This is a genomic window from Caldimonas brevitalea, assembly GCF_001017435.1.
Taxonomy (GTDB): Bacteria; Pseudomonadota; Gammaproteobacteria; order Burkholderiales; family Burkholderiaceae_C; genus Caldimonas; species Caldimonas brevitalea.
Genome location: NZ_CP011371.1, coordinates 4,647,793 through 4,671,337, shown reverse-complemented (window position 1 = coordinate 4,671,337; position 23,545 = coordinate 4,647,793). Strand labels below are relative to the sequence as shown.

Sequence of the window (23,545 nt, the reverse complement as noted above, 5' to 3'; positions counted from 1 at the left end):
TTAAAGGTCGGCAAAGTCGGCGTAACGATCGAGTGAGAGAGCCGTCAAACGGGACTTGTAATCGTCCATGATTCCAGCCAACTCGCTGCCGTTCATTTGAATCACCGCGCTCAATCGGTTAGAAATATCGTCGAGGCTGAGGGGATTGTGCACCGTGGTCAATCGCGAATAGGCGTGATCCTCCAGGGCGTCGAGAAACAGCGGACCTCGCAACGCCGGAGTGCCTAGCGCGAGTGCTTCTAGATCCACCATCGGGTGACAGTCCACGACGCTGACATTCATCACCACGTCCGCGGCAGCCATCAGCGCCAGCATCGCATCACCCTGTCGCTGGCCGACAAACTTCAACGATGGCTTGAGCCACCGTGGCAGGTATACGTCTTTGGCCGTGACCCAAATCTCGCTGACTTGGTCGGTGAGTCCGGCGCCCACCACGTTCGCGCTCAAATTCTTGTGAAAAAGATTCCACGAAGGCGCCAGAACCCGAACCCCTGATTCCCGGCCACTTCTTGCTCCAAACGCTTGGCCCAGGCGAGGCGGAGGGTTGAGCAATTGCGGCGCGAAATTCAAGGGACCCGCAAGGCCGCCGTAACCGCGTCGAATCGCGTGGTACTTCTTCAGTTTTCCTTCACGGGCCAGGCGCAGAGCTGTGAACGCGAAGCTCCGCTCCTCCGTGTAGACCCATTGCGCCGGGGTTCCGTGCCACACGAGGTACTGCTCGGACATCCCCGCGGCCAGGAGGGCGGCCAGCAGCAGACGCATCGGTTCCGACATGCCGTGCACGATCAGGCGGTTGATCCTGGCCCGGTCAAGGGTGGCGCGAATCTCCTCGATCTCGGCGCGTCGCAGCTTGCGCTCGGCAGAAATCGCGAGCTTGTTACCCGGCAGCGATCCAGCTGCTGCACGGATGCCGACCCACTCACCGTGAAACAGGTGACACACCCGACCGAAGCGATCGTCGTGATGTGAATAGCGGGTGTCGCGGAGGGCGTTCCAACTGTAAGCCGCGTTCTCCTTCGTTGCGACAGCTGCGTCTGTCCCCATGTCCTGCGGGGCGCGCAGGACATCATGAGCTTGGTGTTCTTCGAGCAAGAGTCCTGCGGCGAGCTTCCGCCTCACGCGGGATCGATCGACCATCGACGCAACGGCATCGGCAAGGTCGCTCGGCGGAGCTTGTTCGCCGAATTCGGGAGCGAATGCCGTTTGAATGGTCGACCAAGCCTGCTCCACCTCTCGGTGCCTCTGCGCTGTACTCCCCGCCAGTTCCTCGAGGTCTCTCAGTTGTCCTTCCAAACCTGCTTGTGCCTCAATGGCCTGTTCCAGGCCCTGAACTGCTTGCTTCAGGCGGTCGAGGCCCAGAAGGCGAAGCTCCTCGAGCGTGGTGGCGCGCAGTTCTCCGCCGTTCTCGGACAACTGCAGGCGTCGCTCTGCGCCTGCGTCCGGTAATTGCAGGACGTAGACGTCGTGAATTTCCAGATGCTTGTGATGGACCGCGACGCTCATGTGCGACGCCGTCGTTCCGGCAAAGTCGTGCACCCAGCACCCGCCGTGCCAGTTGTTTTCCTTGACGCTGATGCTCGTCAAGCGGTTTTCAATCAGACAGATTTGCCCGTCGGGTTCGAGGTGGCCGGCGAGAGTTTCCAGCAGGGCCCGTGCGTCTTCTGGCGTGTTATGAATCAACACGGACACGGTGAATATCACATCAAACCGGTCTCCAGCGAACGCGGTGGTGAACGAGGGTCGTACCCTGACGCGGTGATGGAGCGGCTCGAGTGCGGGTGGAGGGCTTTCGAAGAGCGGCGCCACCATCGCGTCGGAGAAGTCATAGCCGTAGTAATCGATGCTCGGATGCTCCGCGAGCAAACGAGCGAATCGGCCGAAGCCACACCCGAAGTCGAGCACTCGAAGCCGCCGCGACTGCGCCTTCGCCCGGTTCAGCAGGTAAGTGAGCAGCCAGGCCTCTTGCGTGGCGTAGGCCGAATTCCCAGAGGTGCTCCTGAGCCGTTGCTGCTGAAGATACTCCTCTCCATTCTTGTTCAACCAGTAGCGTTGGTTGTGGAGCGGTGAAGCGGACTTTTCGTTCATGGGCGTGTCTTGACGGGCGAGTGGGCTCCCGGCTGCGCGACGGTGGGAAGGGCGCGCCGGCGATCAGCAGGATTTCCCTGTATCTATATTCGCCGCTTTGCCGTGATTGGGCGCAAGGTGCGCAGTTTGTGAAGCGCGTGGGCGTAGAAAAAAGTCGCAGCGTTTCACGTTCAGTTGAGGCTGCGAGATATCTGGTAAATGCTCCAGCGCTTTAGGATCGAGCGACGCCATCGCGCAAGGAAATGCAGCGATGTGTTTACTGTTGCACGGCCGCTGGGCATGATGGTGGAAACGCTTTCCGCGTCGTGCTCCACGACCGGTGGCGACAGTGCCAGAATTCGAAGCTGATGACGCCAATAAAGGTTCAACTCCCGGTCGATCGGGTGGCGTGGGTGGCGCAACGTGTCGAGCAGCCGGCTTGCACCTTGTCGTGAAACAAAATACGCGTAACTGCCGTCCGGGTCCATTGTCGGCAGAAATAGCTGCCATTTACCTGCCAGTTCTGCCACCCGTAGCCCCCGCAACGGCAGCTGACTGCCCAGGCGTACCAGGTCAAACGGAATTTCCGTTTTTTGCAGTTCCTCGCAAATGCTGCGCAAATCGGCACGCAATTGAACGTCGTCTTCGAGCACCAGCGCGTGCGAGTCAGGGCCGGTGGCCACCGTTTTCCATATGCCGACGTGGCTCAGGTAGCAGCCAAGTTCGCCCGCTGACAAAGGGTTCGACGGGTCCATCGTTGGGAAAGCGTTAGTATCCAGCGCCCGTCCGTCTATTGCGTCGAAAAAATCGGCAACGAGCCCGGCTCGCTGCAGTCGCTCCTGCATCGCGCGCCGCCTCTCTGTGCTCTTTGGCAAACTGATAACGTAGGTCTTGACTGAACGAGACATTGCGAAAGTTTTGTGAAAAAACGCAGGCGGCCTACACATTCTAGCCTGCCGACGCTTGCTCCCCGGGACGGTCTCCGTCCCGTGGGGAAGGCACGTGCGCGCCGGGCCGACGCCTTTGACCGATGCGCGCGCGGGCCACTTGCTGCCATACGTCCTCGGGCGTGAGGCGGGCTAGGCTGGGTGCAACCAGGCAGGAAATCAGCGGGTCGTGCTCCAAAAGCGGGCGATCGCCCAGCAAGACAAAGGTAGGGCATTCGCACGCCGCCGCAATGCTGACGACACCCGTGTCGTTGCCGATGCAAACGTCGGCGTACTCCAGTGCTGCAGCCGTCCCCATCAGCGGCACATCCGTGATCGGAAGGACGAGATGGCGGTGCTGGAGAGGAATGCCACCAATGATAGTTTGTGCCAGCGTGGCTTCCGACGGTCCTCCGAGGAGCAAGACGTTGCCTCCGGCCTGCGCGACGAACTGCGCCAACGCCGCGAAATTCTGAGCCCCCCACTGCTTGTGCAATTCCGAGGTGCCGATCGCGAACGCATATATCGGGCCGGTGAGGTCGCGCAGCCGTTCTCCCATCGCGCGCAACTCGTCCTGACCCACTTTCAATCGGGGAATCAGAGGTTCGGTACAGAAACCATGCGCGATGGCAAAGGCGGCCATCTCCTTCGGCGCTGCAACGGCGTTGCCCTCATACCGGGAAATATAGGGCGGTACGTTGAGAAAAAGCCGCTGCAGGGCGTGATAACCGTATCCCAATCGTTGTGGGATGCCGGAAAGCTGTGCGATGAGACCCCGGCTCGGGCGCCCAGAAAACAGAATGATTCGATCGAATTGCCGGCTTTTTAGTAACTTGCCCATGCGCACCATGCCCGAAATTCCGGCGTGTTGCGCAGGCCGCTTGTCGGAGCGCCGAGGACGATGGTCGTGGTCGATTATTTCGCCGACCCAGGGCTCGTTTTTCAGAAGTTGTCGGGCAGAGGTCGATGGCTGGGCAATGACGGCGACCTTGTCGTCGTGACTCTGACGGGCCACTGCTTCGAAGTAGGGGATGTGCCACACCAGATCGCCGATCCCGGTGTATTGATGCAGTACCGCTGTTTTCGGTCTTGTGTCCATCATGCTGCCTTGCGCACGGTCGTATAAACCGCATGGTTGCCCGCTGCCATCGCCCCGATCGAAAAACGCTCAAGTACCAGGGTACGCCCGGCGTCTCCGTAGGCTCGGCGCAAGCTGCTGCTGCTGAGCAGCTTGGTCAGGGCCTCGGAAAGTGCCGGCGCATCACCCGGGGCGACGAGTTCGCCGTTGAGTCCGTGCCGAACCACCTCGGGAATCCCGCCCGCACGGCATGCCACGATGGGCACGGCGCAGGCGGCGGCCTGCAGCAGTGCAACGCCCAGGCCCTCCATTTCGGCGGGATGCGCCAAGACGTCCAGACAGGGCAGCACTCGGTCGAGGTCGCGCCGGAAACCTTCGACATGCACGCGGTTCTCGAGGCCGGCCGCCTGAATCAAGCGCTTCACTGGCTCCTGCTCCGGCCCTTGACCGAACAGGAGGACGTGCGTGTTGGGATGAACCGCGAGGACGGCGGGCAGTGCTTCGAGGAGCATGCGATGTCCCTTTCGTGGAATGAACTGAGCTGCCATTCCGACCGTCAGCTCGCCCTCGGCAATGCCGAACTCCGCGCGGAACCACTCGACGTCGTCGCACCCGGGCCGATACCGTTGCGTGTCCACCGCGCTGTGCACGCAGACCACCTTGTCCGCCGCCAGCCCCTCGCTCAACAGCACCTGGCGGATCCCCTCGGAGATCGCGATGACGCGATCGTACAAGCGGTACTTCAGCCCCACCCACCAGCGCGGCTCGGGATTGTCCACGCGCCGGCTCAGCACCACCGGCACACCCTCCAGCCTGGCGGCGATGCCGCCCCAGAGGTCGCTGCCCCGGCGGCTGTGCAGGTGCACGACGTCGGGTCGCTCGGCGCGGATCAGCTGGCGCAACCGGCCCACCATGCCGATGTCGGCGTCGCCCTTCATCTCGATCTCGTGCACCCGTGCTGCGTGGGGCCGCGCCGCGTCGGCGATCGCGGCTCCGCGGGGGCAGGCCAGCACGTGTTCGTCGCCCGGCCGGCGCAAGGCTTCCAGCAGAAACACCACCTGCAGCGCGCCACCGTACAGGTGCTTGCCCGCCTCGACATGCAGCACCTTCATCCCGCCATCTCCATCATGCGCTGCGCCCGCGCCAGCACGGCGTCCACTTCCAGCGAACGCATGCAGTCGAAGCGGCCGCCGCAGGTCGGACGACGGCGGCAGGGGGAGCAGGGCAGGCAGTCGTACATCACGCTGGTCAGCAGGGAATCGCCGTCCTGGTAGGGGCAGGTCGAGCCGAACAGCGCCACGGTCGGCCGTCGCAAGGCGCTGCCCATGTGGGTCAAACCGGTGTCCACGCCGATCAGCACGCGCGTCGACTCGATCACCGCCACCGATTCATCGAGCTTGAGTCGGCCCGCCAGGTTGGCGATGACCGGCGCCTGGGCGGCGATGCGCGCGGCGGCCTCACGGTCGGCCGGTCCGCCCAGCAGCACGGGTTGCAGGCCGCGCTCGGCCAGTTGCTGCGCCAACTCGGCCCACCGGTCCTCGAACCAATGTTTTTGGGGCCGGGTCGTGAAGGGGCACAACACCGCATAGGCGCCGCCCGGCACGCCCAACGCGTCGAGTTGGGCCCAGGCGACCTCGCGCGCCGCGCTGCCGACCGCCAGGTCGAGCCGATAGGCCTGTGGTGTCGCACCGAGATGGGCGGCCAGGTGCCGGTATTCGGAGCCGATCAGGCGCGGCACGCCAGAGGTCGCGTCGGCGCCCTCGGGTGGCATCACGCGCTCGGTCGCCAGCCGGTGACTGCCCTCGCGGCCCACCAGCGTCACGCGCCGCGTCGCACCGCTCAGCCACGACCACACGCCGCTCTTGAGCAGGCCTTGTGCGTCGATCACGAGGTCGAAGCGGCCTTCGCGCAGCTGGCGGCGCAGCGCCCGCAGCCGTTGCCACACGTCGCGGTAACGCCGCTGTCGCCACAACTGCTGCCATTCGCCGCGCTGCCACACGATCACCTCGTCGAGGCGCGGGTTGTGCACAAGCAAGGGCGCTGCCGCCGGTTCGGCCAGCCAGGCGAGGTGGGCATTCGGGTACAGCTGCCGCAGCGACGGGATCAAGCCCGACGCCATCACCACGTCGCCGATCGCCGACAGGCGGATCACCAGGATGCGCTGCACATTGCCGCTCATGTCGCCGCCTTTCGTCCCAAGCGCGAGCACAACGCGGCGGTGGCTTGCACCATCTGTTCGACCGTGAAGCGGGCGAGGTATTGCTCGCGCGCCGCCTGGCCGAGCCGGGCGGCGAGGGCCGGGTCGTCCTGCAGGCGGTCGAGCGCGGCTGCCAGCGCGGGCACGTCTTCGTTGGGCACCAGCAGGCCGGTGCTGCCGTCCTGCACCACCTCGGGCACGCCGCCCACCGCGGTCGCGACGATGGGCAGCCCGGCGGCGCCGGCCTCGGCCAGCGACATGCCGAAGGCTTCGCGGCGCGAGGCCGACAGATAGGCGTCGAAGCCGGCCAGCAAGCCCTGCACGTCGCTGCGGTAGCCCAAGAAGTGAACCTTCGGGTCACCACCCGCCAGCCTGCGCACCTCGGCTGCATAGGCCGTGTCGGGCGCACCGGCCAGATAGAGCGACACCGGGCGGCGGCAGGCGCGCACGGCCTGCACCATCAGGTCCTGGCCCTTGTCCCGGATGAACCGGCCGGCGCTGATGACCGCGAACTCGCTGTCGCCGATGCCCAGCGCACGTCGCACGGCGGCCCGGTCGCCAGCCGGCGGCGCCGTGATGCCGTTGTGGATCACCGTGATGTCCTGCGCCGCATGGCCGTGCGCCATCAAGTTGGCCTTGACCGCCTCCGACACCGCGATGATGTGCCGGCAGCGCCGCATGTGTTTGGCGGCCGTGGTGGCGTGCGCGGTGCACAACGGCAGGACAGCGGACTGCCGCCACGCGGCCCACCCGGCATAGTGGGCGCCGCGCACCAGATGGCCGTGCACGACGTCGGCACCCCACTCGCGCAGCAGGCGCCGCAAGCGCAGGTGCGAGCCGAGGTCGAACAGACCCGACATGCCCAAATGGGCCGTGTCGATGCCGGCCTGCCGGCATTCGCGCGTCAGCCACGCGTCCTCGGGCCCGGCATACAGCACCTCATGCCCCAGCCCGCGCAGGCCGCGCATCAACGCCAGCGCATGGCGTTCAGCGCCGCCATAGCCATGGCTGTGCAGCACCTGCACGATCCGCATCGGTCGCATCGATGAGCTCATCGGTCGAAGAAGATCGAGGACATCACCGGCGCCGGCCCCGGGGGGCTCATTGGACGACCTCCGTGCTCCGGCGTGCGGTGCGAGCGCCTTGGGTTGGCGGGCCCCCGCTCATGCATAGACATCCGCATGCGCCGCCGGCTTGTCCTTGCGGGCGTGCTTCATGTGCAGCTTCCAGGCATACCCGATGACGTTGTCGCCGTACGAGATCGCCTTGCGCGGGATCTCGAAGGCGTTGTCGGCGGTGTTGGCGGCACCGCGGATGCAGGTCAGCCCGAGCCGGTAGCCGGCCTCGGCCGTCAGGTCGCGTGCGCGCGGGTCGTAGTCGCCATAGGGGTAGCAGAAGTCGGGCACCGGCTGGCCGAGCACGTCTTCGAGCGCGGCCTTGCTGTCGAAGATCTCACGCCGCTGCTGCGTCTCGTCGAGTTGCGACAAGCGTCGGTGGTTCAGCGTGTGCGAGCCGAAGTTCACGCCTTCACGCGCAAGCTGACGCAGGGTCGCATGATCCATCAGCGGGGCCGGCGTGAAGTCGGCAGCGAGCCAGCCGGCGTGGCGGCCGGACTGCTCGGTCACGATGAAGACGCTGGCCGGAAAGCCGTGGCGCTGCAGGACAGGCCAGGCGTGTTCCTTGAAGTTCTGGTAGCCGTCGTCGAAGGTCAGCACCACCGGCCGCGCCGGCAGCGGCGCACCTTCGAACAGACCGCGGTAGGCCTGCTCGAGGCTGATGACCGAGTAGCCACCCCATTTCAAAAACGCCATCTGAGCGGCGAAGCGCTTGACGTCGCAGAAGGCCGCGCGGTGCGCCTTCGGCCGCGGGAACATCCCCACCTGGTGGTACATCAACACCGACACGGGCGGCTGCCCGACCATCGGCGGCTTCATTGCCCGGCCTCCAGGATGCGCTGCACGATGGCGCTGGTGGAGCGGCCGTCGACGAACGGCAGCACACGCACCTCGCCGCCGCGCGCCAGCACACCGCGGTGTCCGGCGATCTGCTCGACCTGGTAGTCGCCGCCTTTGACCAGCACGTCGGGCGCGACGCTGTCGATCAAACGTTCGGGCGTGTCCTCCGAAAACGGCACCACCCAGTCGACCGAGGCGAGGCCGGCGAGCACCGCCATGCGGTCTTCGGCCGGCACGATGGGCCGCGTCGGGCCCTTCAAGCGTTGCACTGAGGCATCGTCGTTCACCGCCACCACCAGGCGGTCGCCCAGGCGGCGCGCTTCGGCCAGGTAGTTCACATGGCCCGGGTGCAGGATGTCGAAACAGCCGTTGGTCATCACCACCCGCTCGCCGCGGCGGCGTGCCTCCTGGACCTGGACCAGCAGTTCCGCTTCCGACACCACACCATGCGTCGAGGTGGGCCGCAACTGCTTCTCGACCGCGGAGCGCAGCTCCTGCAGGCTGACCGTGGCAGTGCCCAGCTTGCCCACCGCAATGCCGGCGGCCAGGTTGGCCAGCCACACCGCATTGGCCCAACTCTGCCCGGCCGCGCGCGCGGCGGCAAGCACCGAAATCACGGTGTCGCCGGCACCGGTGACGTCGTAGACCTCCTGCGCCTGCGCGGGGATGTTGAGCGGCGGCCGGCCTTTTTCGAGCAGCGTCATACCCTCTTCGCTGCGCGTGATCACCAAGGCTTCCCAGCCCATCTGCTCGAGCAGGGCCAAGCCCTTGTCGATCAGCTCCTGCTCGCTGCGGCACGGGCCGACTGCGCGTTCGAACTCGCCGCGATTGGGCGTGATGACCGAGGCGTCGCGGTAGACGCCCAGGTCGGCCTGCTTGGGGTCCACCAGCACCGGTTTGCCGGCCGCGCGCGCGGCCTGGATCAGCTCTTGAACCTGGAGCAGCGCACCCTTGCCGTAGTCGGACAGCACCACGGCATCGGCGTCGGCCAGTTGGCGCTGGAACGATGCCAGTCGCACCGCCGCGGCCGGCGCGGGCGGGTTCTCGAAGTCGAGCCGGATCATCTGCTGGTGGATGCTGACCACCCGCAGCTTGGTGATCGTGGTCAGCGCCGGGTCGGCTTCCAGCTCGCAGCGCACGCCGCCGGTTTCGAGGACCTCGCGCAGGATGGTGGCCGGTTCGTCCTCGCCGACCCGGCTCAGCAAACAGACCGGCGCGCCGAGGGCGGCGAGGCCCAGCGCGACGTTGGCCGCACCGCCGGCGCGCTGTTCGGAGCGGCGGATGTTCACCACCGGCACCGGCGCTTCGGGCGAAATGCGGGTGGTGCTGCCCGACCAGTAGCGGTCGAGGATCACGTCGCCGGCAACCAGCAGGCGGTGCTTCGAAAAATCAGGGATGCGCATGAGCGTGTGGGTTTGTTCTGGCGTCGGCGGGTCGCCGATGCGCCCCACCGCTCGCGGCCGCCGCAGGCGGACCGGGCCGCAGCGGGTGAGGTGCGGAGGCCTGATTTTGCCTTGCCCGGCGAGGGCACGCCGCCGGCGCCCCACTCGACGCCCTTACGCACAGCCCGGCAACGGACTTTTTTCCGTCTTTGGCCTGGCTTCCGTGGCCAAACCCGGCGCCGCGGGACGGGCGTTGAGGCCGGCAGGCTGGCCTGCGCCGCCGCCCGCGTTTCGCGCGGCTCCCGCCGTCCGGCGCGGTATTCCAGCAGAATTTCACCAGTGAAGCGATCGGTGGAGATCGCACCTGCCCGCCGCTGGCCCGCGCCGGCCGGCCGGGCGCCGCCTGCAAGCCGCGCCCGGCTGCGGCACACTCGCGTGTCTTTGATATGAGGCGAACAAGATGGAGTTGACGACGCTCGGCCGCAGTGGCCTGCAAGTGTCTCGGGTGTGCCTGGGGACGATGACCTTCGGGGAGCAGGTGGACGAGGCCCAGGCCCATGCACTGCTCGACCACGCGCTCGAGCGCGGGGTCAACTTCCTGGACACGGCCGAGATGTATTCGGTGCCGCCGCGCGCCGAGAGCTTCGGCAGGACCGAGTCGATTCTGGGCAACTGGTTCGCCGCCCGGCCCGGGGTGCGCGACCGCGTGGTGCTCGCGACCAAGGTGTCAGGGCCGTCGCGCGGCTATGACTGGATCCGCAACGCGAGCCCCGACCTCACGCCCGACAACATCGTCGCGGCCTGTCACGACAGCCTGCGGCGCTTGCGCACCGACCGCATCGACCTGTACCAGATCCACTGGCCAGTGCGGCATGTGCCGATGTTCGGCGGTGTCTATTTCGACCCGCGGCGCGACCTGCCGGTGACCTCGATCCACGATCAGCTGGAGGCTTTGGGCCGGCTGGTGCGCGACGGCAAGGTGCGCGCGGTCGGCCTGTCGAACGAGACGCCGTATGGTGTCGCCGAGTTCGTCCGGCTGGCCGAGCAGCACGGCCTGCCGCGCATCGCGTCGGTCCAGAACCCGTATTCGCTCCTCAACCGCACGCATGAGAACGGCCTCGACGAGGTGATGTACCGCCTCGACGTGTCCTTGCTGGCGTACTCGCCGCTGGCCTTCGGCAGCTTGACCGGCAAGTACGACGAGGCAGGCCTGGCCACCCCGGCCGCCGCCAGCGGACGACTGGCCCGCTACGACACGATGAAAAAGCAGCGCTGGGCCCGCCTGGAGGCGCTGGCCGCCGCGCGCCGCTACAACACGCTGGCGCGTGATCACGGCCTCACGCCCACCCGCATGGCGCTCGCCTTCTGCTACACCAAGTGGCAGGTCGCGAGCACCATCATCGGGGTCACCGACCGGCGCCAGCTCGACGAGGACCTCGACGCCTGGGGCACCACGCTGTCGCCCGAACTGCTGGCCGAGATCGACCGCATCCGTTGGGAATTGCGCGACCCGGCGCAGTGACCCGCCACCCACCGTCACCTTGACCCGACCGCCCGATGGCTCGCAAAGACCACGCCAGCGAGACACCTGCCACCAGCTTCCTGCGGCGGCACGGTGTCGTGTTCGAGCCCCATCTGTACGACTATGAGGAGCACGGCGGCACGCGGGTATCGGCCCGCGAGCTGGGGGTCGACGAGCACCTCGTGATCAAGACGCTGGTGATGGAAGACGAGCGCAAGCAGCCACTGATCGTGCTGATGCATGGCGACATGACGGTGTCGACCAAGCAGCTGGCGCGCGAGGCCAGGCTCAAGAGCGTGCAACCGTGCGATCCGGAGGTGGCGCAGCGGCACACGGGTTATCTGGTGGGCGGGACCTCGCCGTTCGGCACGCGCAAAGCGATGCCGGTTTACATGGAAGCCAGCATCGCTGAGCTGGATCGCATCTATATCAACGGCGGGCGGCGCGGCTTTCTGGTCAGCCTGTCGCCGAGCGAGGTGGTGCGCCTGCTGGCCCCGACCTTGGTGCAGGCCGGGGCGGCGCGGGCGGGTTAGGGCCTGCTGAAGGGCCCTAGGGCAGGGGCGCGAGCAGGGCTCAGGACGAGCCCTCGCGCTCGCCGCCGCCGCCGGGCTCCTGGGAGTATTCCTTCAGACGGTTGTACAGCGTCTTCAGGCTCACACCGAGTGCGGCCGCGGTCTTCTCCTTGTGGCTGCCGAAGTGCTGCAGCGTCGCGAGGATCAGCGAGCGTTCGACGTCGGCCAACGGCGTGCCGACGCGCACCGTCAGGTAGGGACCCTTGGGCTCCTGCACCGCGGGCGTGTCGAACACCAGCCACTCATCGCCGATCAACGGGCCTTCTTCCATCACGTAGGCGCGCTGCACCACGTTGCGCAACTCGCGCACATTGCCCGGCCAGCGGTAGGTGCGCATCTTGTCGAGCGCCTGCGGGCCGAAGCGTTTGTTCTCGCCTTCGCGCTTGCAGATGTCGTGCAGGAAGTGCTCCGCCAGCAGGGCCACGTCTTCGGTGCGGTCGCGCAGCGGCGGCAGGTGGATCGGGAACACGTTGAGCCGGTACAGCAAGTCTTCGCGCAGCTTGCCCTGCGTCACGGCCTGCTCGGGCACCCGGTTGGTGGCCGCGATCACGCGCACGTCGGCTTCTTGCGACTGCGTCGAGCCGACCCGCATGAAGGTGCCGGTTTCCAGCACGCGCAGCAGCTTGACCTGCAGCTCCAGCGGCATCTCGGTGATTTCATCGAGGAACAGCGTGCCGCCGTGGGCGCGCTCGAAGAAGCCCTGGTGCATCCGGTCGGCGCCGGTGAAGGCACCTTTCTCGTGACCGAAGATCTCGCTTTCGATCAGCTGTGGCGAGATGGCACCGCAGTTGACCGCCAGGAAAGGCTTCTTGCGGCGACGGCTCAACTCGTGGATGGTCTGCGCGACCACCTCCTTGCCGGTACCGCTCTCGCCGGTGATCAGCACCGTGACCGCCGTGCTCGAGACCCGCGCCACCTGTTCGTAGACGCGTTGCATCGCCGACGAACGGCCCCACAACAGGCCGAAGCGGCCGCTGCGTTCGAACTCCGCCTTCAGGTCGGCCAGCTCGGCCTTCAGCGTCGACGGCCGCATCACGCGCGACAGGATGCCCTGCAGCTGCTTGATGTTGACCGGCTTGATGAGATAGTCGGCTGCCCCGAGCCGCAAGGCCTGGATCGAGGTGTCCAGGCTGGCGTGGCCGGTGATCAGCACCACCTCGGTGTTGGCCAGTGTTTCGGGCTCGTTGAACAGTTCCATGCCGCTGCCGTCAGGCAGCATCAGGTCCAGCAACACTATGTCGGGCTCCTGAAGCGCCAGCTGCCGACGTGCATCGCGCAGGCTGGTTGCCGTCGCCGCCGTGAAGCCTTCGCTCGCGATCAGCGCCGCCATCATTTCGGCCGAATCCGCATCGTCTTCGACGATGAGTGCGTGCCCCATCTTCTACCTCCGTGATGCAGACCCGGGTGCGAGCGACCCGAGTCCGCGTTTGAACGACGACCGCTCTCGAAGGAGCGGCCCACCGCCGCGACCGAAGCCGCGGCAGGCAAGAAAAGCACCCGGTACCCACGCGAGCGGCCCGGCCCCGGGGCTCGGACAGCTACGCTCTTTCATGACAACCTTGTTCTTCGGCTGCTCCCTGCCGCAGGACTTGTTCTTGAACTCCCCTGCCGGACGCGGCTGCACGGCCCGCTGGCCCGACAAGCCCGGCGGTGACCCACCGGGCGACCCGGGCCGCCGCACATGTCAACACGGGCGACGCTCCCAGGTGTGCGTTGCGAGCGTCAATTATGGGGCGCGAACAGGGCATTTCAACGCAGGGCTGCCGAATGTCCCGATCCAAAGCATCGGGACAATGATTGCAAGATGTGTCAAAACCGCGCGGCAGCAGGCCCGCCGGGCTCCGTGCGCGCGATGAAGTTCAGGATGCCGACGCGACCGGCGTCGGCCCCGCGACCGCTTCGACCAGCGTGTCGATCAGCGCCGCCGAGTCCACCGGCTTGCCGAGATGGGCATCGAAGCCGGCGTCGAGCGCCTTGGCGCGGTCGCGCGGGCTCGCGAAGGCGGTCAGTGCCACCGCCGGCAGGCGCGGCACGCCCAGCCGCGCCTCCTCCTCTCGCCAGCGCCGGATGAAGCTGTAGCCGTCCTCGTCCGGCATCGCGATGTCCGAGATCAGCGCGTCGGGCCGCTGCTGCGGCGGCAGCTCGGCCAGGTAGCGAAAGGCGGGCGCGGCGCGGTCGAAGCTGATCAGCTCGGCATGCTGGTCGGTCAGGATGAAAGACAGGATCTCGCGCCCGTCCAGGTCGTCTTCGACCACCACGATGCGCTTGCGGGCCAGCGCATGCGCACGGCCGTCGTGGCTGCGACGCCCGTCCTGCGCCACCGTCTCTGCGAGCCGGCGCGGCAACTCCACGACGAAGGAGGCGCCGTGACCGATGCCGTCGCTGGCAGCGCGCAACCGCCCGCCGTGCAGTTCCACCAGCTGGCGCGCCAGCGACAGGCCGAGGCCGAGGCCGCCCTGCCGACGGGTGCGCGATCCGTCGGCTTGTTGAAAACGATTGAACACGCGGGGCAGCAGCTGCGGGTCGATGCCGATGCCCGAATCCCGCACCTCGATCTCGAGCGCATGCGGCCGCAACCGCGTGATGACCGCGATGCGGCCGTCTTCGGGCGTGAACTTGACGGCGTTGGACAACAGATTGACGAGCACCTGCCGCATCCGTTCCACGTCCATGCTGACCATCTCGATCTGCACATCGTGTTGCACGTCGAGCGTGATCCGCTTGGCCTCAGCCGCCGGACGCACGTTGTCGATCGCCTGTTCGACCATCGGGGCGAGCGGCGCGCTGCGTGTTTCCAGGTCGAGCTTGCTGCGCAGGATGCGCTGCGTGTCGAGCAGGTCGTCGACCATGCGGGCCTGTGCTTGCGTGTTGCGATCGATCGCGTCCAGGGCCCGCAGCTGCGCCTGGGAAAGATTACCTGCTTGCCGCAAGACATGCGCCCAGCCTCGAATCGCATTGAGTGGCGAGCGCAGTTCATGCGAGACCACCGCGAGGAATTCGTCCTTGGCCGATGCGCTGGCTTCGGCCTCGGCGCGGGCGGCCCGCTCGCGCTCGAGCAGCGCTTCGCGCTCGATTTCGCGCTCCTTGCGATCGGTGATGTCCTCGGCGATGCCGCCGATGCGCACCACGGTGCCGTGCTCGTCGCGCAAATGGAAGCGCCGGTCACGGATCCAGCGGTGCCGGCCGTCGGCGCGCCGGATGCGGTACTCGCGTACCGCTTCCTGGGAGCCGGACGGGGCCATATCGGCAAAAAACGGCTCGACCTGTCGGACGGCATCGCTGGCGACGAGGGCGCGGTTCCACACGCCCGGGTCCGCATAGAGGGCCTCGCATTCGCGGCCCCAGACACGTTCGAAGGCCGGGCTCACGTACAGCAGCTGGCCGCCGTTCACGTCGGCCAGCCAAAACACGTCGTCGCTGCTCTCGGCGAACTGGCGGAAGCGTTGCTCGCTCTCCTGCAGCGCCGACACCGCATGGCGGCGCTGCGTGATGTCGTAGGCGATGCACAAGACGGTCTCGACGGCGCCGTCCCGGTCCCGCTCCGGGATCAGCCGGCAGATGTAGTGGCTCACCGGCCGGCGCGGGTCCTCGCGTTCCACCGTGAACTGGCATTCGCGCTCCCGCCCCGAGCGCAGGGCGTCGAGCGCGGCCGAACGCCATTCCTCGGCCACCACCGCCGGCAAGCCGGCCTGCCCGCTGGTCCAGCCGATCAGCGCGGCCGGCGGGATGCCGAAGGCGGTCTCGATCGCGCGGTTCGCGTAGACGTGGCGCAACTGCCGATCGAGCCGCGTGATGACGTCCGGTGCGTTCTCCACCAGCGTGCGGAACTCGCGCTCGCGCTGATCCAGCGCATCCTCGATCTGCTTCTGGTGCTCGATCTCGGTCGCCATGCCAGCCCACAGCAAGGGCTCGCCGACGTGGTCGCACAGCAGTTGCGCGCGGCACAGGTGCCAGCGGAATTGGCCGCGCGCGTTGCGCAGCCGGTACTGGCCTTCGAACCGTCCGCCTTCGGCGTGGCAGCGGCGCCATTGCTCGATCAGCGTCAGGTGGTCTTCGGGATGCACCAGGTTGAGCCATTCGTCGGCCAGCGAGCAGTCGTTCTTCAGGCCGGTGTACTCGAACCAATGCTGGTTGACGTAGACGGCCTTGCCGTCGGGCGAACAGGCGAACAACAGTGCCGGGACGGCGTGCGCGACACCGGCGAACGGCAGCCCGGCCAGGGCCGGCAGCGGCGTCTGAGGGCCGCCGGCGGACGCCCGCAAGGTGTGGAAGCTGACCAGCCAAGCCGGTGTGGCGACGGTGTGCAGAGGCTGGGCCTGGACATAACCCTGGCTTTGCGCTCCGGTGAGCAGGCGCGCGACCGAGGCCTGTGCTTCATCCGAGCCGCGCGCCCCATCGAGCAGGCTGTCCACGCCCTCCAGCAACGCGTTGAGGGGTTGGCCCAACACTTCCTCGGCGCGCTTGCCCAGCAGTTCCTGGAGCGCGCCCCCGGCGCTGGCCACCCAGGCGTGACCGGTCGGCCCCGGGTCCATGGCGACGAAGTAAAGCTCCCCGAGCGCGACGCCGGCGTCGGTCAACATGGGTGGGACAGTGGCGCCAGCGTTGGCTTGTGCTTGCATGCACCTTCCTTAGCGGGTGCCGCGCCGTCCGACAGGACGGCGCAGGAAAGTCAAGATCTGGGGATGGATGGACACGCCGCCCTGCCGCGGTGGCCGGGCGATCGGGCGCACGACGACCGCGGCTCGCACCCAATGGGGAAGCGCCTCCGGCAGTGCGGCACGTAAGTGCCGCCTGGCGTGGGCTGCTGCCATGGATCTGGGGTATACCCCGGCGAGCACCGGTCTTTCATTCGCCAGCCACGCTGCGGCAGGCCGGCTCAACGGTAGCGCGCCGCCCGCTCCCAGGGCTGCGGTAAACCAGGCGCGTTGCCACCGTCGGCGTCGCCGCCCGGGTCGGTGTCCGCCGCATCGTCCGCGATGTCGTGGAAGCCGGACTCGCCGAGATGGAGCGGCTCGCCGCTCGCATGAACTTCGGGTTGCCGCTTCAGGCGGCGCTCGAAAGCGCCCCGGGCATCAGGGGCTGTGGAGCTGGCCATCGAAATCTCTCCTGCAGGTGGGTAGCCGCCAGCGCCTGCGGCGAACGACCGGCAGAGGCAAAGCGCGCAAGATCTGGGACAAGCTCTCCTGAGCGTCAGCACGCCGTGAGACGGCGGGAAGCAGCTCGAGGGAGTACACAACACGCTACAGCGCAAGAGACGTGCCTGCAGAGTCATCGTGCGGGACGGGCACTGCGCGGCATTGCCGCTTTGGTCGGCCAAGGCCGCGGCTTCCCTGGCTTGCTGCGAGACAGCATGCATTACACCCAAGCGGCAATTCCTTCCCAGCCACAAGTCGCACCGCGATGGGCTTGGGGTAAGTCCGCGAAGTAGCGCGGCACGCTGGTTGCTGCGGTGGGAAGCGTGAGCGGGGCTGCCGATTCGACGCCCATCTGTCGTTAAAGCGGCGCCTGCGCACATGACCTTCCACCAACTTTTCAACAGGAGCATGCCCGTGATCAACTTCATCGTTTGGTTAGTCGTCGGCGGCGTGATCGGCTGGATCGCCAGCATGATCATGCGTACGGATGCCCAACAGGGCGTCGTTCTCAACATCGTCGTCGGCATCATCGGTGCCGCGCTCGGCGGTTGGCTGATCTCGCCGCTGGTCGGCGTGCCCAGCATCAACCAGGACGCGTTCAGCGTCGGGGCCTTGCTGGTCTCGCTGGTCGGGGCGGTCATCCTGCTGGCCGTGGTGAACCTGCTACGACGCGGCAGCGTCCGTTGACAGCGCGGGCGGGCGCCTGGCTGCTCGCCTCGCCCGCTGCAAATCTCTCTGCAATTCCTACTTAAATCCCCCTTAAACCTGCGGGCATCGCCCGCCACAGGAGCACCTCCATGGAAAACCAGCCAAGCACCTCCATCGGAACATCGGGCGCCGGCAGCACCGGTTCGGCCAACGGCATCGGGTCGAGCAGCACCATGGGCGCATCGAGCACCAGCAGCACGAACGTCGTGGACCGTCTGGCCCAGTCTGCACACGACACGGTGGATCGTGTCGCGGCCAAGGCCGGCCCGGCCCTCGAGAAGCTGCGCAGCAGCGCGTACAGCACCCGCGAACAGCTGAATGCCAAGGCGGGCGACTTCGGCGCGATGGAAGAGCAATGGGTCGAGTCGGCACGCGGTTATGTGCGTGAGCACCCGTTCGCGGCCGTCGCCGTGGCGGCCCTCGCGGGCATGGTCATCGCTCGCTTGACGAGCAGCCGCTGATCATGGGGCCCGCGATGTCTCCCGAGGCGCCCAGCGGGCTTGACGAGGCAGCAGCGCACCACGCTGCTGCCTCGGCTGGCGGCCCTACGATGACCTTCTCCCAGGCCGCTGGCTCGTTGTGGCACGAGTTGCGCGGCTCCTTGCAGGAGCGTGCGAAGCTGTTCTCGCTCGAAGCGCAGCGCACTGGCCTCACCCTGGTGCAGATGGTCCTGTATGCCGTGGTGGCCGCCGTGTTGGTCGTCACGTCGTGGCTCGGGCTGATGGGCGGCATCGCGGCCTGGTTGGTGCTCAGTGCCGATGTGCACTGGGGCGTTGCGCTGCTGGTGGTGGTCGCCCTCAACCTGGTGGCTGCCGGCCTGTTGGCCTGGTACATGCGCGGGCTGGTGCGCCGACTGGGCTTCCCGGCGACGATCCGGCAGTTGAAGTCGTCGCAGCAGCAGAAACCGCCGTCCCACACACCGGCCCAGACCCTGCACTGACACCCCCACCCCCTGACACCCCTCGGATGGAGCCCCCATGCTGCGTTCTCACTTGAGCCAGATCGACGCGCAGATCGAGCAATGCGAAGCGCAGGTGCGGATGCAGGATGCCCGCACCGGCGCCAGTTGGCAGAAGGCGCAGCTGGCCGGCAAACAGCGCGTGCGCACGCTGTTGGTCGGTGGCGCCACCACCCTCGTCAGCGGTTGGCTGTTGCGCCGCCTGACACGGGGCAAGCACGGCCGGCGGCGCGGCCGCGACCGCGACGACCGCTCGCGCGGCGGATGGCTGCAAGCCTTGATGCGGCCGGCGCTGGTGCCCTTGGTGGCCTCGCTGGCCGCGCCGCTGTTGGGCCGCAAGGGATCGGCCTTTCTGGCCCGCCTCGGCCTGCCCTTCTCGAGCCACGATCCGGTGGAGTTGACCACCGCGGTCGAGTTCGACCTGACACGTTACGCCGGCACTTGGTACGAGATCGCCTGCCTGCCCAGCCGCGTCGAGGAACAGTGCGCGAGCGACGTGCGCGCCGAGTTCGAGCCCCAGGAAGACGGCAGCGTCACGCTGACCACCCTGTGCCTGCGCGGTGACGGCAGTGAGCGCCGCGAGCAGGGCAGCGTGCGCCACACCGACGAAGCACATCCGTCGCGCCTGGAGGTCAGCTTTGGACCGAGCTGGTTGCGGTGGTGGCCGGGCTCCTGGGCCGACTACTGGGTCATGCACGTCGAATCCGACTATTCGGCCGCCCTGGTCGGAACGCCGGAGCGCGATGGTCTGTGGCTGTTGTCGCGCGCGCCCACGCTGGACGAAGAGACCTACGACGAGTTTGTGGCGATCGCCCGGCGTGAAGGCTTCGATGTGCAGCGACTGGTTCGCACCGTCCACACCGCACGTGCTGCCGGTGCCCAGCCCGCGGCGCAGCGTCGGGCAGAGAGCCCCGCCGCTGTCGCCTCGACGGTGCCCCAGCCGACGACAAGCGTCGCTCCCAGCACCACCACCCTCCATTGAGACCCGCGCCGCCCCGCTGCCGCCGGGCGGCGCGGCGCCGACTCGGATGATGAGCGAACTGTTCGCCTTCCACGTCAGCGCTGCCGAACTGATGCTGCGCGGCACGCTGATGTACTGGTTTCTGTTTCTGATCTTCCGCTTCGTCGTGCGCCGCGACGTCGGTGCGGTCGGGGTGGCCGATGTGCTGGTGCTCGTGGTGATCGCGGACGCCTCGCAAAACGCCATGTCCGGCGGGTACAACACGGTGTCCGAAGGCTGTGTGCTGGTCTCCACCATCATCGGCTGGAACGTCTTACTCGACTGGGCCAGCTTTCGCTATCCCCGGGTGCGGCGCTTTGCGCAAGCGCCCCCGTTGCCGTTGATCCTGCACGGGCGAGTGCTGCACCGCAACCTGCGGCGCGAGTACCTGTCGATCGACGAGTTGAAGAGCAAGCTGCGGGAAGAGGGCATCGAGCACATCGCCGAAGTCAAGGCGGCCTACATGGAGGCTGACGGTGGCTTCAGCGTGATTCGCAGCAAGGGCGCGGCGAGCACGTCGCCGCCGCCGCACAATGCGACGGCACCCTGATTGCTGCTCTCGTCTGCAACAGCAACAGGAGCATCTCATGGCACAAAGCAGCATCTTGGGCGGGCGCCCGGCGCCCAAGCGTAACGAAGGCAGCCGCATCGGCACGCTGGGGCCGAGCGACACATCCGACAGCGGCAGCGACATCCAAGGCGGCCCGGGCCTGGTCGACACCCAGGCGCTCGGCCTCGACGCCGGCCCGACGTCCGACCTCGACCGCCGCGGCGGCCCTGGCGCCGACTTCGGCAACGCCAGCCTCGACAGCGACAGCGACGCCGTCGGTAGTGGTGAGCGCGCCCTGGCCGACCGTGACAGCGGCTACCGCGAAGGCGGCGACATCGCGCCCGACCGCATCGAAGGCCCCGACGACGAGGAACTTCAGCTCTCGGCCGACGAGGACCTGGACGACGTCAACATCGACGATGCCGACCTCGCCATCGACGAGGACGAAGGCACCACCGAGGACAACGACGACATCGAGCGTCGCACCGGCCATTGAGGCCGCCGGCGGCGCTTCCAGGCGTTTCAGGTGGACGCCAGGAAGCGCTGCAGGGCGCTCAGGTCGACGGGCTTGACGAGGTGGGCATCGAAACCGGCCGCCAGGGCCCGCTCGACGTCTTGCGGCTGGCCGTAGCCCGACAGGGCCACCAGCCGGGTGCGGCGCCCCGCAGCACGCAGGCGCTGCGCCACTTCGTAGCCGTTGAGGCCCGGCAGGCCGATGTCGATCAGGGCCAGGTCGGGCGGGCGGTCCAGCAGTTGCGCCAGCCCGCTGGTGCCGTCGCCGGCCACGGTGACGCGGTGGCCGGCGAGCCGCAGCAGGTTCTCGATCGCGTTGCGCGCGTCTTCGTTGTCCTCCACGACCACGACGTCTTTGGCCCCGCCATTCATCGGTGGCGACGCGGGCGCCGCCGTCTGCGGCCCCTGCACACGGGGCAGGCGCACGGTGAAGCTGCTGCCCAGGTTCGGTCCCGAACTCTCGGCCTGCACCGATCCGCCGTGCAACTCGACCAGCCGGCGCACCAGGGTCAGGCCGATGCCCAGCCCGCCTTGGCGACGGTCCAGCGTGCGTTCACCCTGTACGAACAGATCGAACACACGTGGCAGCAGGGCGGCAGGAATGCCGATGCCGCTGTCACGCACCTCGAGCACCGCTTCTTGACCGACGGCGCCGGCCCGCACCTTCACCGTGCCGCCCGCCGGGGTGTACTTGACCGCGTTGGTGAGCAGATTGGTCACGACCTGTTCGATGCGGGTGGCGTCCACATCGACCCAGACGTCGTCGATTTCGACCTCGACCTGGTGCTGTTTCAGCCCGCCCGACAACTCCAGCGCGCTGAGTGAGCGCTGCACCAGCTGGGCCAGGTTGAGGCATTGCCGGGTCAACGTGATCTTCCCGGCCGTCGCACGGGCCATGTCGAGCAAGTCGTTCATCAGGCGCGCGAGGTGGTGGGTCTGGCGGCCGATGATGCGGCGCGCGCTCTGCGCCGTGTCGGTGTGGGCGTCGACGCGGTTCAGCACCTCGACCGCGGCGGCGATGGCGCCGAGCGGGTTGCGCAGTTCATGGCCCAGCATCGCGAGAAACTCGTCCTTGGCGCGGTTGGCATTCTCTGCATCGCGGCGGGCCGCCTGCTCGCGCGCGACGAATGCGGCCCGTTCCTGCTCGACCGTCTTCTGGTCGGTGACGTCGACGCACACGCCGATCATCCGGCTCGGGCGGTGCTGCTCGTCGTACGACAGCAGCACCCGGCTGGCCAGCCAACGCAGCGACCCGTCGGCCCGACGCACCCTGAATTCATAGGTCGTCTGCTCGGCCTGCTGCGCCACCGCATCCAGCACCGCGCGTCGGACCACCTCGATGTCTTCCGCGAGGACTACCTTCGACCAGCTGATCCACCCCGGGTCGACCTCCTCGGGCTTGACGCCGAACAGCTTCGCCAGGCCCAGCGTCCAGACCGCGCTGTCGTCGGCGAAGTGGTAGTCGAAGAAGCCGACGTGCCCGGCTTCCTGGGCCAACTCCACCAGGTTCTGGCTTTCGCGCAGGCGCCGCTCTGCATTGATCAGGCGCTCCTCTGCGTGCTTGCGCTCGGTGATCTCGACGAAGGCGCCGATGGCGCCCCGCGGCTGGCCGGCGGCGTCGAGCAAGGGCACGGCATAGGCGATCAGGTTCAGCGTCCGCCCGTCCGGGTGCACCACGTCCAGTTCCACATCGCTCAGTTCGCGCCCTTGGCTGCAGGCGAGCTGGATCGGCAGTTCCTCCACCGCCAGCTCGCGCCCCTTGCCGAAAACCCGTGGACACTCGGCTGGCAGGGGCTGTCGCTGCGGCGGCAGTTCACCGCGACCTGGCACGGCATTGAACATCTTGGCCAGTGCCGGGTTCATCAACACCGTCCGACAGCCGACGTCCTGCGTGATGGCCAGGCCGATCGGACTGCTGTTGAACAGCGCTTCGAATTCGTCGGCCTTCGCCTGCAGCCGCTGGCGCGCCACCTCGCGTTGTTCGGCTGCCGAGACGAGGGCGTCGCGCAGCACTGCGATCTCACGCACCACGATCGCGCCCGCCGCTGCACCCGGCCCGTCGTTGGCGAGTTGCAGCAGTGGGTCGGTGACCTGCCGAGCGACGATGAGCGCGAGGATCAGCCCGAGCGAGAGCGACAGCGCACCGGCGCCGATGGCCGACCCCACCGCCGACAGGTGGGCGCGGTCGAGCGGCGCCGCTGCGATGCCCACGCCGACGCCCCAGCCCGCCAGCGGCACGCGTTGCCAGGCCGCATAGGTGGCGTTCATGCTTGCGGACGGCCCGGTCTGCAGCGTTCCTGGCGCGCCGGCGAAGGGCAGGGCGGCGCGCAGGTCGGTGCCGATGAACTGCTCGGGGTGCAGGCTGTGGGCGATGATGCGCGAGTTGGCGTCGAACAGCGACAGGAAGCCGCCCTTGGGCACGCTGGCGTTGTGCATCAGCGCCTGCCAGTTGCTGGCCGCGATGCGGGCGCCGAGCACATAGCGCAGCTTGCCGTCGAAGACCACAGGCACCTGGATGCCGGTGACGAGCTGATCGCGCTCGTGGCCCGGCATCAGTTCGGTCACCACCGCTTCACGACGCTGCTTGACGCGCTCGAAGTCGGGCGAGCCCAGGACGCTGCCCACCGGCGCACCGTAGGGCCGGTCGGTCGAGAACAGCACCTCCCCCGCGGGGCTGATCAGATAGGCGCTGCTCCAGGTCGCCCGCAGCGTCGGCAGCAGCGTCAGGCTGCGGTAGAAGCCGGCCACGTCGTCACGTTGCAGCGCTTCGGAGTACGCCAGGATGCCCAGTGCATCGATCGACGACACGATCTCCCGCTCGACCGCCAGCGCGAAGGTGTCGGCGGTGCGTTTGAGACCCTCCTCGAGCTGGGCCCGTCCGCTGACCGTTTCCTGGTAAATCAAGTAGGAGACGAAAGCCGCCAGCGGCACGGTGGCGACCAGGATCACGACGACGAAGTACGCACGCAAGGACGACGCGGGCCA

The 23,545-nt window shown here is 67.5% G+C and carries 20 protein-coding genes; 8 read left to right on the top strand and 12 right to left on the bottom strand.

The window, feature by feature from the left end:
- The 8 genes from AAW51_RS28405 to hldE form a co-directional block, all read right to left on the bottom strand.
- On the bottom strand, nt 1–2,085 hold the full coding sequence (locus AAW51_RS28405; protein ID WP_053013778.1) for a class I SAM-dependent methyltransferase: 2,085 nt from the start codon (nt 2,083–2,085) through the stop codon (nt 1–3).
- 170 nt (nt 2,086–2,255) lie between these two features.
- Nucleotides 2,256–2,909, bottom strand: coding sequence for a glycosyltransferase family 25 protein (locus tag AAW51_RS29375; protein WP_238947641.1), 654 nt, complete (start codon nt 2,907–2,909; stop codon nt 2,256–2,258).
- A 103-nt stretch (nt 2,910–3,012) separates the two neighbouring features.
- Nucleotides 3,013–4,092: a glycosyltransferase family 9 protein gene (locus AAW51_RS19635; protein ID WP_083438434.1), complete on the bottom strand. Its 1,080-nt coding sequence runs from the start codon at nt 4,090–4,092 to the stop codon at nt 3,013–3,015.
- Nucleotides 4,089–5,180, bottom strand: a complete 1,092-nt coding sequence (locus AAW51_RS19630; protein ID WP_047195956.1) for a glycosyltransferase — start codon at nt 5,178–5,180, stop codon at nt 4,089–4,091. The genes AAW51_RS19635 and AAW51_RS19630 overlap by 4 nt, the downstream gene beginning before the upstream one ends.
- Entirely contained in the window at nt 5,177–6,247 is a 1,071-nt protein-coding gene (locus AAW51_RS19625) for a glycosyltransferase family 9 protein (RefSeq protein WP_047195955.1), read from the bottom strand. The genes AAW51_RS19630 and AAW51_RS19625 overlap by 4 nt, the downstream gene beginning before the upstream one ends.
- On the bottom strand, nt 6,244–7,308 hold the full coding sequence (locus AAW51_RS19620) for a glycosyltransferase family 4 protein (protein WP_169788054.1): 1,065 nt from the start codon (nt 7,306–7,308) through the stop codon (nt 6,244–6,246). Before AAW51_RS19620 ends, AAW51_RS19625 begins: the two co-directional genes overlap by 4 nt.
- Before the next feature lie 120 nt (nt 7,309–7,428).
- Nucleotides 7,429–8,199: a polysaccharide deacetylase family protein gene (locus tag AAW51_RS19615; RefSeq protein ID WP_047195953.1), complete on the bottom strand. Its 771-nt coding sequence runs from the start codon at nt 8,197–8,199 to the stop codon at nt 7,429–7,431.
- Entirely contained in the window at nt 8,196–9,623 is a 1,428-nt protein-coding gene (hldE, locus tag AAW51_RS19610) for a bifunctional D-glycero-beta-D-manno-heptose-7-phosphate kinase/D-glycero-beta-D-manno-heptose 1-phosphate adenylyltransferase HldE (protein ID WP_047195952.1), read from the bottom strand. The genes AAW51_RS19615 and hldE overlap by 4 nt, the downstream gene beginning before the upstream one ends.
- 439 nt (nt 9,624–10,062) lie before the next feature.
- Between hldE and AAW51_RS19605 the strand changes: the two genes are divergently transcribed.
- Both AAW51_RS19605 and ybaK read left to right on the top strand, forming a co-directional pair.
- Complete coding sequence (locus tag AAW51_RS19605) at nt 10,063–11,124, top strand: aldo/keto reductase (protein ID WP_047195951.1); 1,062 nt, start codon at nt 10,063–10,065, stop codon at nt 11,122–11,124.
- Between the two features lie 35 nt (nt 11,125–11,159).
- Nucleotides 11,160–11,657, top strand: coding sequence for a Cys-tRNA(Pro) deacylase (gene ybaK, locus AAW51_RS19600; protein ID WP_047195950.1), 498 nt, complete (start codon nt 11,160–11,162; stop codon nt 11,655–11,657).
- 40 nt (nt 11,658–11,697) lie between these two features.
- On the opposite strand, the gene AAW51_RS19595 is transcribed toward ybaK, so the two are convergent.
- The 3 genes from AAW51_RS19595 to AAW51_RS19585 form a co-directional block, all read right to left on the bottom strand.
- Nucleotides 11,698–13,074, bottom strand: a complete 1,377-nt coding sequence (locus AAW51_RS19595; protein WP_047195949.1) for a sigma-54-dependent transcriptional regulator — start codon at nt 13,072–13,074, stop codon at nt 11,698–11,700.
- A 481-nt stretch (nt 13,075–13,555) separates the two neighbouring features.
- The gene (locus tag AAW51_RS28400) at nt 13,556–16,315 is read right to left on the bottom strand and encodes a hybrid sensor histidine kinase/response regulator (RefSeq protein WP_083438432.1); all 2,760 of its coding nucleotides are present in this window, start codon (nt 16,313–16,315) and stop codon (nt 13,556–13,558) included.
- Between the two features lie 257 nt (nt 16,316–16,572).
- Nucleotides 16,573–16,791: a hypothetical protein gene (locus AAW51_RS19585; RefSeq protein ID WP_047195948.1), complete on the bottom strand. Its 219-nt coding sequence runs from the start codon at nt 16,789–16,791 to the stop codon at nt 16,573–16,575.
- Nucleotides 16,792–17,248: 457 nt separating this feature from the next.
- Between AAW51_RS19585 and AAW51_RS19580 the strand changes: the two genes are divergently transcribed.
- The 6 genes from AAW51_RS19580 (at nt 17,249) to AAW51_RS19555 (ending at nt 20,543) form a co-directional block, all read left to right on the top strand.
- Complete coding sequence (locus AAW51_RS19580; protein ID WP_157360153.1) at nt 17,249–17,518, top strand: GlsB/YeaQ/YmgE family stress response membrane protein; 270 nt, start codon at nt 17,249–17,251, stop codon at nt 17,516–17,518.
- A gap of 110 nt (nt 17,519–17,628) precedes the next feature.
- Complete coding sequence (locus AAW51_RS19575) at nt 17,629–18,000, top strand: hypothetical protein (protein WP_053013775.1); 372 nt, start codon at nt 17,629–17,631, stop codon at nt 17,998–18,000.
- Nucleotides 18,001–18,089: 89 nt separating this feature from the next.
- Nucleotides 18,090–18,479 carry a phage holin family protein gene (locus tag AAW51_RS19570; RefSeq protein ID WP_053013774.1) on the top strand — a complete coding sequence of 130 codons (390 nt, stop codon included), beginning with the start codon at nt 18,090–18,092 and terminating at the stop codon, nt 18,477–18,479.
- Nucleotides 18,480–18,516: 37 nt separating this feature from the next.
- The gene (locus tag AAW51_RS28395; protein ID WP_053013773.1) at nt 18,517–19,479 is read left to right on the top strand and encodes a lipocalin family protein; all 963 of its coding nucleotides are present in this window, start codon (nt 18,517–18,519) and stop codon (nt 19,477–19,479) included.
- Between the two features lie 46 nt (nt 19,480–19,525).
- Complete coding sequence (locus AAW51_RS19560; RefSeq protein WP_047195946.1) at nt 19,526–20,047, top strand: DUF421 domain-containing protein; 522 nt, start codon at nt 19,526–19,528, stop codon at nt 20,045–20,047.
- A gap of 37 nt (nt 20,048–20,084) precedes the next feature.
- Complete coding sequence (locus tag AAW51_RS19555) at nt 20,085–20,543, top strand: hypothetical protein (RefSeq protein ID WP_053013772.1); 459 nt, start codon at nt 20,085–20,087, stop codon at nt 20,541–20,543.
- Between the two features lie 26 nt (nt 20,544–20,569).
- Here the strand turns inward: AAW51_RS19555 and AAW51_RS19550 are convergent, their stop codons facing one another.
- Nucleotides 20,570–23,530, bottom strand: a complete 2,961-nt coding sequence (locus AAW51_RS19550; protein WP_169788053.1) for an ATP-binding protein — start codon at nt 23,528–23,530, stop codon at nt 20,570–20,572.
- Nucleotides 23,531–23,545 lie beyond the last annotated feature (15 nt).